11 protein-coding genes and 1 riboswitch are annotated in these 12620 nt (G+C 64.3%); of the genes, 5 read left to right on the top strand and 6 right to left on the bottom strand.

Annotation, left to right across the window (positions count from 1 at the left end):
• Positions 1-53: 53 nt before the first annotated feature.
• Positions 54-773, bottom strand: coding sequence for an NUDIX hydrolase (locus E1809_RS13790; protein WP_133204808.1), 720 nt, complete (start codon positions 771-773; stop codon positions 54-56).
• A 131-nt stretch (positions 774-904) separates the two neighbouring features.
• Positions 905-1043, top strand: a riboswitch (TPP riboswitch).
• Between the two features lie 73 nt (positions 1044-1116).
• Between E1809_RS13790 and E1809_RS13785 the strand changes: the two genes are divergently transcribed.
• The 4 genes from E1809_RS13785 to E1809_RS13770 all read left to right on the top strand — a co-directional run bounded on the left by E1809_RS13785 (position 1117) and on the right by E1809_RS13770 (position 5759).
• On the top strand, positions 1117-1746 hold the full coding sequence (locus E1809_RS13785; protein WP_133204807.1) for an ECF transporter S component: 630 nt from the start codon (positions 1117-1119) through the stop codon (positions 1744-1746).
• Positions 1746-3335, top strand: coding sequence for an ABC transporter ATP-binding protein (locus E1809_RS13780; RefSeq protein ID WP_133204806.1), 1590 nt, complete (start codon positions 1746-1748; stop codon positions 3333-3335). Before E1809_RS13785 ends, E1809_RS13780 begins: the two co-directional genes overlap by 1 nt.
• Positions 3332-4135, top strand: coding sequence for an energy-coupling factor transporter transmembrane component T family protein (locus E1809_RS13775; protein WP_133204805.1), 804 nt, complete (start codon positions 3332-3334; stop codon positions 4133-4135). The genes E1809_RS13780 and E1809_RS13775 overlap by 4 nt, the downstream gene beginning before the upstream one ends.
• 100 nt (positions 4136-4235) lie before the next feature.
• On the top strand, positions 4236-5759 hold the full coding sequence (locus E1809_RS13770) for a UDP-N-acetylglucosamine 1-carboxyvinyltransferase (protein WP_133204804.1): 1524 nt from the start codon (positions 4236-4238) through the stop codon (positions 5757-5759).
• 84 nt (positions 5760-5843) lie between these two features.
• Here the strand turns inward: E1809_RS13770 and E1809_RS13765 are convergent, their stop codons facing one another.
• The 3 genes from E1809_RS13765 to E1809_RS13755 form a co-directional block, all read right to left on the bottom strand.
• Positions 5844-6929: a DUF6282 family protein gene (locus E1809_RS13765; protein WP_133204803.1), complete on the bottom strand. Its 1086-nt coding sequence runs from the start codon at positions 6927-6929 to the stop codon at positions 5844-5846.
• Positions 6930-6988: 59 nt separating this feature from the next.
• Positions 6989-7660, bottom strand: coding sequence for an aspartate/glutamate racemase family protein (locus E1809_RS13760; RefSeq protein ID WP_133204802.1), 672 nt, complete (start codon positions 7658-7660; stop codon positions 6989-6991).
• 61 nt (positions 7661-7721) lie between these two features.
• Entirely contained in the window at positions 7722-9089 is a 1368-nt protein-coding gene (locus E1809_RS13755; RefSeq protein WP_133204801.1) for an MFS transporter, read from the bottom strand.
• A gap of 258 nt (positions 9090-9347) precedes the next feature.
• Here E1809_RS13755 and E1809_RS13750 point away from each other — a divergent pair, with 258 nt between their 5' ends.
• Positions 9348-10214, top strand: coding sequence for a MurR/RpiR family transcriptional regulator (locus tag E1809_RS13750; RefSeq protein ID WP_133204800.1), 867 nt, complete (start codon positions 9348-9350; stop codon positions 10212-10214).
• A gap of 92 nt (positions 10215-10306) precedes the next feature.
• Here E1809_RS13750 and E1809_RS13745 read toward each other — a convergent pair whose 3' ends face one another.
• Positions 10307-11548: a M24 family metallopeptidase gene (locus E1809_RS13745; RefSeq protein WP_165962315.1), complete on the bottom strand. Its 1242-nt coding sequence runs from the start codon at positions 11546-11548 to the stop codon at positions 10307-10309.
• Complete coding sequence (locus tag E1809_RS13740; protein WP_205754189.1) at positions 11529-12617, bottom strand: sugar phosphate isomerase/epimerase family protein; 1089 nt, start codon at positions 12615-12617, stop codon at positions 11529-11531. The genes E1809_RS13745 and E1809_RS13740 overlap by 20 nt, the downstream gene beginning before the upstream one ends.
• Positions 12618-12620: the final 3 nt, after the last annotated feature.

The following is a 12620-nucleotide window of genomic DNA, read 5'->3' as shown; positions in this document are numbered from 1 at the left end:
CTCCTTCGTTTGGCGAAACTGGGGCCGTCCCCCAGCCTAACCCCACCATCGGCTCACGCGTCCGGCCAGGCCTGCTGCCGGGCCTGGCGCCGGAGCCGGAAGAACTCTTCGAGGGCGCCGGGTTCCGGCCGGACGGGGAAGATGTCCCGATCTTCGGCTTCCACAGCGTCCATCGTGCCGAGCTTGAGGAGTTCTTCCAGCAGGGCCAAGGTGGGAGGCATCAGCTTGAGCGTACCGGCGGCCTCGGATTCGAGGATTCCCTGCACGGGCAACCAGACGGAAGACGACGCCTCCGTGGTCTGGTGCTGCGGCTCGGACCCGCGATCGGGGAAGGCCAAGTAGAAAAACGTGTCGAAGCGCTTGGGCTGGTCTGCGGGAGTGACCCAGTTTGCCCAGGGGCGAAGGGCCGTGGCCGGGAGCTTCAGCCCGGTTTCTTCGAAGACTTCGCGCTGGGCGGCGGCCAGGACCTGCCCGGCGTTGTGCAGGGCCGACGCGGGATCGGCGGCAAGGCTGCTCCGGTGCCACGCGGACGCGTGCCGCTCGACGACGTCGTCCGTGAAGTCCCAGCCGGAGCTGTCCACCTGGTCGACGCGCCCGCCCGGGAAAACCACCATGCCGGCGGCGAAGTCCATGGTGGATACCCGGTGCTGGACAAAGACCTCCAAGCCGGAAAGTCCAGTCCCTTCGTCCTCCGGAATAGCCGCGTCCCGGACAAGGATCACGCTTGCGGCGAGCCTGGGTTCTGCCACCTTTGGGCTGTTCGCTTCGCTCATGCCTGTCACGATACCGGGGCCAGCCTAGGCCGGGGCCTCCGGTGATCCGGCAGGTTGAGACGCAATCGGGTCGCAAAGGGTCCAAAAACAAGCCGAGGTGTAAACTGAACCACGCCCAGAAAGGGTGTATTTGATAACGACAGGGGAGCGCCGGCCGTCGTGCCCGCAGCAGTGCGGACGCGGAGGATGGGCGCTGAGAGTGCGGATTGCCGCAGACCCTCGAACCTGATCCGGCTAGTACCGGCGCAAGGGAGTCGAGTTCTCAAAGTGTCCGGAAACCGGCGCGGCGGAAGCTGCCAGGAAGCCGCAAACACTTTCCCCTCCTGTTCCTCAGGAGGACAAAATGACTGGTGTTTCTGCAAGGCCGGGCATCAAAAAGCCCGGTTACAGCTGGCGCGTCGTCGACATCGTCGTGGCTGCGCTGATTTCCATCGCCGGCGGCGTGATCTTCTGGGCATGGGACCAGATGGCCTTGGTTGCCACACCGATGAGCGCTTCCTACCCGCCCCTGTCCGGCATCATCGCCGGCGGCTGGATGATTCCGGCCATCCTTGGCATGCTGATCGTCCGCAAGCCCGGCGCGGCCATCTTCTGTGAGACAGTCGCGGCCACGAGCGAACTCTTCATGGGCTCCCAGTACGGCACCACGGTGCTGATCTCGGGCGTCCTGCAGGGTCTCGGCGCCGAGCTGATTTTCCTTGCCTTTGTGTACAAGAAGTTCAACTTGCCCGTTTCGTTGCTGGCCGGGGCAGGCGCTGGCCTGTTCTGCGGACTCAACGACTCCTTCCTCCCGTGGGGTTGGAACATTGCCTACGAACCCGTTGACAAGCTCGCGTACATCGCGTTGTGCACGGTCTCCGGTGCGGTAATCGCCGGCGCCCTGGCCTGGATCGCCACCCGTGGCCTGGCAAAGACGGGCGTCTTGAGCGCCTTCGCGTCCCGCAAGGCCGCTTCGGAGTCCGTCTTTTCCTGATGCCCAGTCCTGATTCCGGCACCGCTGCCGTGGTGCGACCCGCCGCCATTTCCGCACAAGGTTGGGGTTGGCGGCATTCGGGCCGCGCCACGCAGGCCATCCACGCCCTGGACCTGGACATTCGTCCGGGCGAGCGGGTCCTATTGCTTGGACCATCGGGTGCGGGCAAATCGACGCTCCTGCACGCCCTTGCCGGTGTCCTTGGCGAGGAAGGCGACGACGCCGACGAAACCGGCTCGCTGCTGGTGGACGGCGAGTCGCCGCGCGCCCGTCGCGGGAGGGCCGGGCTCATGCAGCAGGACCCGGAAACCCAAGTGGTCCTGTCCCGCTTGGGTGACGACGTCGCCTTCGGTGCGGAAAACCTCAGGGTGCCTCGGGGGGAAATCTGGAAGCGCGTCCATGAAGCGCTCGACGACGTCGGGCTGAAGAGCAGCGCGGGCGACGGTTTTGCGCTGGACCACCCGACGTCGGCCCTGTCCGGCGGGCAGAAGCAGCGGCTCGCGCTCGCCGGGATCCTCGCGATGCGCCCCGGGCTGATCCTCCTGGACGAGCCGACCGCCAACTTGGACCCGGCCGGCGTGCTGGAAGTCCGGGATGCAGTGGGCCGTTGCCTGGACAAGACCGGAGCCACCCTTGTGGTGGTTGAACACCGGGTGTCCGTATGGAAAGACCTTGTGGACCGGATCGTGGTCCTCCAGCCAGGCAATACTTCCGAAAGCGGTTCGACGCCAGCCGTCCTGCTCGACGGCGCGCCTGACGCCGTGCTGGCGCAAGCGAGGGACATGCTCATTGCTGCCGGCGTGTGGGTGCCCGGCTACATTCCCGCCACCCGTGCGCGCTCGGCATCCGTGGGTTCCGGATCGACGGCAGGGGACGAAGTCCTGCTGAGCGCCCGGGACCTCGCGGTTTCACGTGAACCAGCACGCCGCCGCGGATTTAAGACCATTCCGCCTGTCCCCGTGCAGTCGGGTCTCGACGCCGATGTGCTGGCGGGCCAGGCGCTCACCGTCACCGGCGCCAACGGCGCGGGGAAATCGACCTTCGCCTTGACCCTGGCCGGTCTGTTGGCGCCCGTGTCCGGAACCCTGAGTGCCGCCGTCGGGCTCAGTGACGGTGCCGGCACCGATCCGTTCAAATGGAAAGCCCAACAGTTGATCTCGCGGATCGGGACCGTGTTCCAGGAGCCCGAGCATCAATTCGTGACCGGTCGCGTGCTGGACGAGCTCATGTTCGGGCCAAAGCACCTGGGCCACGGCGAGGACCGCGTGGACGAATTGCTCGAGCGGCTGCGTTTGGGCCACCTCGTGGACGCCAACCCATACACGCTCTCCGGGGGCGAAAAGCGCCGGCTGTCCGTCGCTACCGTGCTCGCCGCGCACCCCCGCGTCCTGGTGCTCGACGAACCGACCTTCGGCCAGGACGCCAACACGTGGGCCGAACTCGCATCCTTCCTCTCCGAACTGCTCGACGCCGGAACCTCGGTGGTTTCCGTGACCCACGACCGGGAGTTCACGTCCGTTCTGGGCGGAACCGAGATGCGGCTCGAAGCTGCCTTTCAGGGGCCGCGACAGAAAGCTGGAGCGGCATGAGGCAAGAACTGAACCTGCGCGGCAACAACGCGCTCCTGACCCGAGCGAACCCGCTGGCGAAATTCGTCGCCGTCTTCCTGGTGACCCTCGTGCTGGCGTTGTCCATCGACTTGGTTTCGGCGTCAACCGCCCTCCTCGGTGAGCTGGCGTTGTTCCCTTTGGCGGGCCTCACTTTGCGCCTCTTGTGGCAGCGCGGATGGCCGCTCATCATCGCGGCGGCCTTCGGTGGCTGGAGCACAGCGATCCTTTCGGCAAATAGCGGCAGGGTGTTTCTCGATGTCGGAATCTGGTCGATCAGCGAAGGCTCGCTCACGCTGGGCCTCGGGTTCATGCTGCGGGGCCTGGCGATCGCTTTGCCGGCCGTCCTCCTTATGAGCTGCACCGATCCCACCGACCTCGCCGACGCTTTGGCGCAAAAGGCGAAGCTCCCGCACCGTTTTGTGCTGGGGACCTTGGCCGCGCTGAGGCTGGTCGGCCTTGTGGCGGAGGAGTGGCAGACCATCGGCATGGCGCGTCGCGCGCGTGGTGTCGGATCGCATGGAAGTCCGGTCCAACGCTTCAAGGCGATGCTTGGCCAGAGCTTCGGGTTGCTGGTCCAGGCGATCCGGCGGGCTTCCCGCCTGGCGGTGACCATGGAGGCGCGCGGATTCAGCGGCGGCCAGCGGACATGGGCCCGCGAATCCACGTATAGCCGCCTGGACGCGTGGGTCCTGGTGGGCGGGGCAGTCCTCGCTGGTGCCGCCATGCTTGCCGCCCAATGGGCCGGGACCTGGCACTTCGTGTGGCTTAAGCAGGGATAGGGCCTCAGTTTTATCGCACGAAGTGACTACGGTCCGGCTGTATCGGCGTGTTAGATCACATAATGCCGGGCGTGTAGATCATTTATGATATTCCTTGGTTATGACGCAACCCACTGCTGAACACGTAGGCCTCCTTCTTCGCGATGCACGGAGCGAGAAAGGCTGGACGCAGGGACAGCTTGCCTCGGAGCTGGGCACCAGCCAAAGCGCGATCGCCCGGATGGAGCAGGGAAGGCAGAATTTGAGCCTGCGCATGATCGAACGCCTTGAGACGATCTTCGGCCGGACCATCGTCAAGGTCGGCCGGCCGCAGATGACCCACTTGCGCGTCGAGGGCGGACGGACGTTGTCCGGATCCGTGGACGTCAACAGCAGCAAGAATGCCGGCGTCGCCCTGTTGTGCGCGAGCCTCATTAACCGCGGAACCACCACACTCCGCAAGCTCGCGCGGATCGAGGAGGTCAACCGGATCGTCGAGGTACTGACCTCCATCGGCGTCGAATGTACGTGGCTCAACGGCAACGACCTTCGGATCCGCCGTCCGGAAATGCTGGACCTCGCTTCCATGGACGTCGAGGCTGCCCGCCGCACGCGCAGCGTCATCATGCTGCTTGGCCCCCTCCTGGACGAGGCCGCCTCGTACCGCTTGCCCTACGCCGGCGGATGCGACCTCGGAACACGGACCGTGGAACCGCACATGCAAGCGCTGCGGCAGTTCGGGCTTTCGGTGGAAGCGAAATCCGGCTTCTATTCCGTGCAGGCACCACCGGCCGACGGCGACAACCGCACCTTCGTGCTCACCGAGCGCGGAGACACCGTGACGGAAAACGCCATCATGGCCGCCGCGCACCGCAGCGGAACTACCGTGATCCGCAACGCCAGCCCGAATTACATGGTTCAGGACCTGTGCTTCTACCTGCAGGGGCTCGGCGTGGTGATCGACGGCGTCGGCACCACTACGCTGCGCATCACCGGAAGGCCGGCGATCGACGTCGACATCGAGTACTTCCCGTCCGAAGACCCGATCGAGGCCATGAGCCTCATCACCGCGGGAATCGTGACCAATTCGGAGGTCACCGTTTGCCGCGTCCCCATTGAGTTCATGGAAATCGAGCTGGCCACCCTCGAGCAGATGGGCCAGCAATTGGACATCTCCGGTGAGTACTTTGCCCGCAACGGGCGCACGCGCCTCGTGGACGTCACCACCAGGCCGTCACGTCTCCACGCGCCGGAAGACAAGATCCACCCGATGCCCTTCCCCGGGCTCAATATCGACAACCTGCCGTTCTTTGCAGTGATCGCCGGCAACGCCGAGGGCCAGACCATGATCCACGACTGGGTCTACGAGAACCGGGCGATCTACTTGACCGAACTCAACAAGCTCGGCGCCCAGGTGCAGCTGCTCGATCCGCACCGCATCTATGTCAACGGGCCAACCAAGTGGCGTGGCGCGGAAGTCGGCTGCCCGCCGGCCCTCCGCCCCGCCGCGTGCCTCTTGCTCGCGATGCTGGCAGCCCGGGGTACCTCCGAGCTGCGCAACATCTACGTGATCGAGCGTGGGTACGAGGACCTCGCCGAGCGGCTCAACACCATCGGCGCGAGGATCGAGTACTTCCAGGACTGAGGAGGGCGGGCGCGACCGGTGCCGCGCCGCGCCGGCGTGCCCGCGGAGGGTGTGGGCGGGACTGCGGCGGCCGCCAAGCCGCCGTCAGTCCAGGTCGAAGAGCCAGTCCGCGTTGGACTTGGTCAACGTGTGGATTTCCTCGGACGTGAACTCCAAGTCGAGCAGCGTGCTGATCAGGGTGCGCATTCCCTCCACCGGCGTGGGCCCGGAGCGGATTCCGTAGTCCGTGCCAAGGAGGAAATGTTCGACGCCGATGTCCCTGATTTGCTTTGCCCAGGGAACCACGCCGGCGCTGAGTTCCGGGGTGCTCGCGATGCCGGCGATCTCGTCCGCCAATTCACGCTCCACGTAGTAGTTGGTCCTCCGCAGTCCCCGGTGGAACATCCAGTCGGAAACTGCTCCTTCAAGAAGCACGCCTTTTTGTGCGAGTTCTTTCTGCTGCTCCGTCGTCATGCGTGCCCGGCAAGGGTGCGCCACCACGATCTTCTTGATTCCGAAACCGATGGCAAGGTCGACCAGGCGGATCGCTTCATCCACGGACAAATGGCCCGTGTTCAAGTGCACATCCGGACGTTCGGAGATCAATCCAAGGATTTCAACCAGTTCCGACGGGACGGATCCGTCAAGCGGGATCCGGATTGCACGTGGCAGCTCGTCCTGCGCGAATTTGGGGTATTGGTCCACGAACCGCACTGGTTTGCCGTCAACGAAGCTGCCTTCGTGCGTGACCATGTAGTGGGTGCAGTGAGCGCCGAAGTGGACGAATTTCGCTCCGGAACCGTAATGCAGCGCTGTTTTCACGGCGCGCGGATTGAGTCCGCCCAGGACGCTCGTGAGGATGATCCCGCCGAAGATGTTGATTCCTGTAACCTGCCGGCTCGCCAACTGGGCCGTGCCGGTACTGATGCCCAGGGTGTGATCGTAGAAGACCAGGGACTTCATTCCGGCGGCTTTGGCCTGTTCCGCGATCTGGAAGGGATCGAGCCGGCCGGGGCAGGACTGGAGCCATGGACCGCTGTGGACGTGGACGTCGCTGGTTCCCCGGATCAGTTCATCCGGAAGTTCCATCGATCTGTGGTCAAAGGTCTCGCGGGGAAGCGATGCTCCGATGCCCAGGCTTTCGGCTGTCCCTTCGGCGAGGCTCGAGATGGGTTCGCTTGTGATCGTCACGTAGCTTTCTCCTCTTTCTTGGGTTGGTTGATGCGCTGGGAAGGCGCTCAGGGGTTGGTCTAGATCATTAGCGATTCGTGCCGCGCCGCCCTGGCCAGAGCCAGGCGCACGGCTGCAGGGACCGGCTCGATGATGGGAACGGGGAATCGTCGCCGCAATGCGACAGCGGACAGCGCCAAGGGGCCCCCGCCAATGACGATCGCTTCGGCGGCGTCCTCCACCAAGGCGATCTCGCAGGCCTGTGAAAGGCTCTCTTCCAGCAGAACGGCATCTTTCATGATTTCGGCAGGATTCCCTTCGGTCAGGCGCAGGCCCGTGTAGAGGTCGCCGAAGCCGTACTCGGCCACTCTTCCGTTGATGGCGGAAGCCAGCCTGGGCGTGGTGGTGACGATGGAGAAGCGTCGGCCTTCCCGTGCGGCTTCGAAGATCCCGGCCTCGGCGATTCCGGTGACGGGCACCGGAACCCGGCGGCGAAGCTCTTCGACGCCGGGATCGCCGAAAGCCGAAACGATGATGCCTTGGTATGGCGCGAGTTCCAGCGACTGTGCGAGTTCGACGACGGCCTCGGCGGCGGTTGCCAGCTTGCCGTCGTCGTCGATCAGGTCAGAGCCTCGAAGCGCTGTTGCGCCGATTATCGCCTCGTGGTTGGTCGCGGCGGCGCGGGCGACGTCCACCATTTCGATGGTTGTTGGCTTGCTGGTGTTTGGGTTGATCAGGAGGAGTGGACCCACTACTCGATCTACCTCCTTTCCTTGATGACGGCGGTTTGGTCTGGACGCGGTTTCGGCTCGCTTAGGAGCCGATTTCTGATGGGATGGTGGCGTTGACCCCGCCGGGGATGCCGGGAGACTGCTTGCGGATGCAGAGCAGCACGAGCACCACGGCTATGGACTCGACGGCCGCGATGATGTACAGGCCCGTTGAATAGACACCGGTGGTTGTCTTGATCACGCCGAGGAACTGGGGAGCGAAGTAGCCGGCCAGGTTTGCGATGGAGTTGATGAGCGCGAGTCCGGCGGCTAGTGCCGTGCCGGACATGAAGCGCGGCGGCAGGCTCCAGAAGACGGGGATCGAGCCCATGGTCCCTGCGGCAGAGAGTGCGAGGGCGAGGACGACCCCTACGGGGCTTGCGGCTTGTTGTGCGATGGCGGCGAGGATCAGGCCGAGGGCGCCCAGGGCGGCGGCGCAGGCGGTGTGCCAGCGTGATTCCTGGCGTCGGTCGGACAGCCAGCCGTTGACCATCATGCCGATCCATCCGAACAGGAAGATTCCGGACATGATCCATCCCACCGAGGTGATGTCGGTGAAACCGGCTGCGGTGATCAGGCTTGGACCGTAGAAGGAGAGCGTAGCGTTTCCTGTGATGATGCAGAACAGTGTGAGGATGAGTATCCACACGGATTTGGAGCGGAGGGCGGCGCTGAACCGGTGTTCACGGTGGCTTTGTTCGGCGGATTCCTTGTCCAGTTCGTAGGCGACGTGGGCCTGTTCTTCCTTGCTGAGCCACTTGGCGCTGCTTGGTTTGGCGGTCATGACGAAGACGGCGAGGATGCCGAGGATGATTGACGGGAAGCCTTCGATCATGAAGAGCCATTGCCAGTCCGCTGCCCCCAGCATTCCGTTAGTGCTTGTCATGATGTAGGCGGCGAGGGGGCTGCCTACCAGGAGGGCTATGGGTGAGGCGGACATGAATATGGCTATGGCCCTGGACCTGCGATGTGCCGGAAGCCAAAACGTCAGATAGAGGATGAGCCCGGGGTGGAGTCCGGCTTCGAACGCGCCTTGCAGGAACCGGAGGACGTAGAAGTGCCAGGCCTCGGTACAGAAGGCCATGAGAACGGAAACCACGCCCCACCCGATGCCGATCCGCATGATCGTCTTGGGTGCCCCGATTTTCTGGAGCAGCAGGTTGCTGGGAACTTCGAACAGGAAGTAGCCGAGGAAGAAAATTCCTGCGCCGGCGCCGTAGATGGCCTCGTTCCAGCCGAGGTTGTCGAGCATGGTCAGTTTGGCGAATCCGACATTGACCCGGTCAAGCCATGCCAGGACGTAGATGAGTGTTGCGAAGGGGAGGATTCGTAGGACAACCCGCTTGAAGGTTCGGTTGCGGTCTTCGAGGGTTGAGGTTTCGGGGAGGGGCGAGGGATCGGGGTGGGGCATCGTTGCTCCTTGATTTCCATGAATTGGAACGCATGTTGGTGTGGCCGGGAGGGGTGGCCGGCCGGGGGATCCGGAAGCGGAGAGAGCTGAATGATGAATGGTTTTTTTCATCTAAATCAAAGATGATCAATTTGTTTCATCAGTCTGGCAGGGTGGAGTCGATAGCGCAAGCCCTCGGCGTGGCCGGGGTCCGGACGGGTTCACCCTCGATCGTGGGCTATTGTTGATCGGCATATGGGGCAGGGGAGGAACAGGGCGATGCAGGATCCGGCAGACGGGAACGACCAAGGCTCGATCTACGCCAGGATCGATTCGGTGTATGCGACGCTTCCACCCCGTGCGCAGCGGGTGGCGGACATCGTGCTGGACAACCTGGGAGACATTGGAACGTATAGCGTTTCCCAACTCGCCCGGATGAGCGGCACTTCGCCGGCAACAGTGAGCCGGCTGTTCTCCGCTTTGGGCTTCGAAGACTTCGCCGAGGTCAAAGACCACCTTCGTACGCTCCGTGGCCGCGGCATCCCCCTCGGGGTAGCGCCCTCGCCCGTTGACGGCACCGAGAGATTCAAACTGGAAGTCGAAAACCTCCGGCGCGTCAGCGAGCAGCTTCAAGGGAGCCTGCTCACCGACATCAGCGAAGCGCTCGCCTCCGCAGGGAACGTGCTCATTATCGGCTTCCGCACCGGGTACCCCGTTGCCATGCGCCTGCGGGAGTCCCTCGCCCAAGTGCGTGCCAGGGTGGTGCTCGCACCGCAGCCTGGCCAGTCATTGGGCGAGGAACTTGTCCACGTGGGCGCCGGAGACGTAGTGGTCGTCGTCGGCTTCCGACGGCGGGTGTCCGGGTTCGGCGACATCATGCGGTTCCTGCCTACTACGGGCGCGAAGAACATACTGATCGCCGATTCCACCGCTCGCCGGTACGCGCAATTCGCGGACATTTGGGTCGATTGCCCGATCGACGGCGTGGGCGCGTTCGACAGCTATGCGGCGGCGATGAGCGCATGCACCCAAATCACCGACGGGGTGCTCGAACACCTCCACCCGCGCGGGGAGCGCAGTGTGTTGAAAGTGGCCGAGGCTTACGAAGTTCTTGGTGAAATCGACAACGGAGACCTGGGCCGCTAGTCCGGAGTGCCCCAGCCTGCCCAACACAGCGCAAAGCCCGCCCGGCCGCCTCGAATAGGGCTGCCGGACGGGCTCCCGAACACGTGGTTCGGTCAGATGACATTCAGGCGGTTCGGGATGCTGTTGAGTTCTTCCGGACCGTTCGGCCCAAGCAGAACGGTTCCGCCAATGCACACGCGCTGGCCGTCGCGGAGGGCGTTCGGTTCGAAGGCGAATGCGTGCCCTTGCTCGATGACGAAGTCCCCGTCCAGGCCTACGCCCGACGGCAGCTGTTCCAGGCGGGACAGTGCGGGATCCACTTCCGGATGGAGGCGGGTTGCGCTGTTGTAGATGGGCGAGACGGTCTGGACCATCGGTCCCGTGTTCCAGGTCTTTGAGCTATGCAGGGGCTCCTCCATGATCTTCGCGAGTTCAGAGAAACGCATTCCTGGTTTGAGCGCAGCCAGACCGGCTTGGTAGGAGTCCACGCACACGGACTCGAGTTCGCGGAGCAAAGCGCTCGGCTCGCCGACGCAAACATCGATCTGCTGCTGGGACTCCATGCCGCCGTAGAACGCGAAGATCTCGGCCGCGATGGTGTCGCCAGGCCGCAGGATGCGCGGAGCCCCGCCACTCTCGAACCATTCCGGGACCGACCAGGCGAACATGCTCTCACCGGCGCGTTCGAGCATGAACGGCCACCGGACCCAGCCTCCGCCGGCAATGATCGCGTGGAACGAGGCTGCGGCGATCTGGTGCTCGTTGCCACCTGCCCTCGCGGTCTCGACGAACGCGCGGCAAGCCTCCTCGCCCAGGGCCGCAGCTCTCCGCAGCAAGACCTGTTCTTCCGGGCTCTTGATGATAGCGATGGATTCGTAGGCGTCGGCGACATCGGCCCATTCGACGTCGGGCAGTTCAGAGAGGACGCGCGTCCACGTGGTGTGTGAGATGGTGCCCGCCCATTCGCCGACCATGCGGCTCGTGAGGCCGACGACGCCGAGCCGCGCCTTCCCGAGGCCCCGTTCCCTGATGCGGGACGCGAGTGCCGAGATCGGCTCGCCGTGCACCCATTCGTCCACCCACCGTTCCCACCGGGAAGCCTGGGCGTCGAAACGGTTGAGCGGTACGTCGCCCAGGAAGAGGACGGGGTCGTCCTCCGGGGTAAGGAGCACGATCGCGCCTTTGGCCTCGTTCGTGAGGTACGCGTCCGCATTGTCGCGCCCCGAACCGAACACGACAACGCCGTCGAGCCCTTCGCGCTCGAGCAGCCCGCGGACCGAGGCCCACCGGCGGTCCCGCTCCTTGAGGCTCAAAGTGGGGTAGCCCCGCAACGCTTCACTGAGGGTATTTTCCATTTTCTGGTTCCTGCCTTTCCGTGTTTTGTGATGGTGTGAGCCGCCCGATGACCTCGCGGAGGTGCCGGGCGCTGCGCTCGATGAAGTGAAGTGATTCGTCCGGACCGAGCGGCGCATGGAGCTCGTCCCAGGTGGGAAGTTCGCCCGATGCCGCCCGGGACTCGTAGGTACTCGCGAGCCGGATGACCTCAAACGCTTCGGCGAGCGCCAGGTCCGGGTGTCCCCGTTGCCAGCGCTCGTCGTAGATGTTGAGGGTCATCTCGCCGCGGGTGCTTTCGACGATGCCTTCGATGGAAAGCATGAGGTCGTGGTCCAGGATGGGCTCCAGGAACAGCTCCCAATCGATGACCCCGTCGCCCACGGGTGCCAGGATGCGCGCGATCCCGTCCGGCCTGAACAAAAGTGCGGCGTCCCTGATGTGGCTCGAGCGGATGTAGGGGGCCGCGCGGCGCACCGCGGCTATCGGGTCTTCGCAACGGACCAGGACGTTGGCCGAGTCGAAGGTGATGCCGAGGACGTCAGGACCGACCTCTTCGACGAGGCGGACGAGTTCGAACGTGGTGATTTCCTCGTGGGTTTCCAGGTTCAAGTGCGTCGCGTTGTCGCGGAGGATCGGGGCGAGCCGGTGCAGGAACTTCGCGGTTGCGGTGAGTTGTTCGCTCCAATCCACGTCCGTTCTGAACCGGTCGCACGCGTAGAGACCCGATAGCCGGAACTGGTAATTTGCCGTGGCGCTCCACAGTTCGTGGATGCCGCCCTTGGCAGCGGCTTCGATCATTTTCCGCATTGCCAGCAGGTAATCGCCGTCGCCCAATGCCCGGATCCGGGGCGCTTCCGGGGTAGCGAACGGGTTCACTTTCCCCACCCCGGCTTCGACCCGCTGGCCGAGCTCGCGGGCTGCCTGCATCGACTCTTCGATCTCGGTTTGGTCCAGGGTGGGGCTGAGTTCCAGGATGGACCGGAAGAAGACGCCGTCGAGGCCTAGCCCGGCCGAACGCTCCAGCATTTTGAACGCTGGTTCGTCGCCGGCTTCGGAGAACTTGGTGCTGTCAACTCCAATGTGGAGCACTGT

It is taken from the genome of Arthrobacter terricola (assembly GCF_004354015.1).
Lineage (GTDB): Bacteria > Actinomycetota > Actinomycetes > Actinomycetales > Micrococcaceae > Arthrobacter > Arthrobacter terricola.
The sequence above is the reverse complement of the archived record's forward strand: the minus strand, read 5'-3'. Positions and strand labels throughout refer to the sequence as shown.

Excerpts from the sequence above, each read along its gene's own strand:
- E1809_RS13790 (WP_133204808.1), bottom strand. The coding sequence starts at position 773 with ATGAGCGAAGCGAACAGCCCAAAGGTGGCAGAACCCAGGCTCGCCGCA.
- E1809_RS13785 (WP_133204807.1), top strand. The coding sequence starts at position 1,117 with ATGACTGGTGTTTCTGCAAGGCCGGGCATCAAAAAGCCCGGTTACAGC.
- E1809_RS13780 (WP_133204806.1), top strand. The coding sequence starts at position 1,746 with ATGCCCAGTCCTGATTCCGGCACCGCTGCCGTGGTGCGACCCGCCGCC.
- E1809_RS13775 (WP_133204805.1), top strand. The coding sequence starts at position 3,332 with ATGAGGCAAGAACTGAACCTGCGCGGCAACAACGCGCTCCTGACCCGA.
- E1809_RS13770 (WP_133204804.1), top strand. The coding sequence starts at position 4,236 with ATGACGCAACCCACTGCTGAACACGTAGGCCTCCTTCTTCGCGATGCA.
- E1809_RS13755 (WP_133204801.1), bottom strand. The coding sequence starts at position 9,089 with ATGCCCCACCCCGATCCCTCGCCCCTCCCCGAAACCTCAACCCTCGAA.
- E1809_RS13750 (WP_133204800.1), top strand. The coding sequence starts at position 9,348 with ATGCAGGATCCGGCAGACGGGAACGACCAAGGCTCGATCTACGCCAGG.
- E1809_RS13745 (WP_165962315.1), bottom strand. The coding sequence starts at position 11,548 with ATGGAAAATACCCTCAGTGAAGCGTTGCGGGGCTACCCCACTTTGAGC.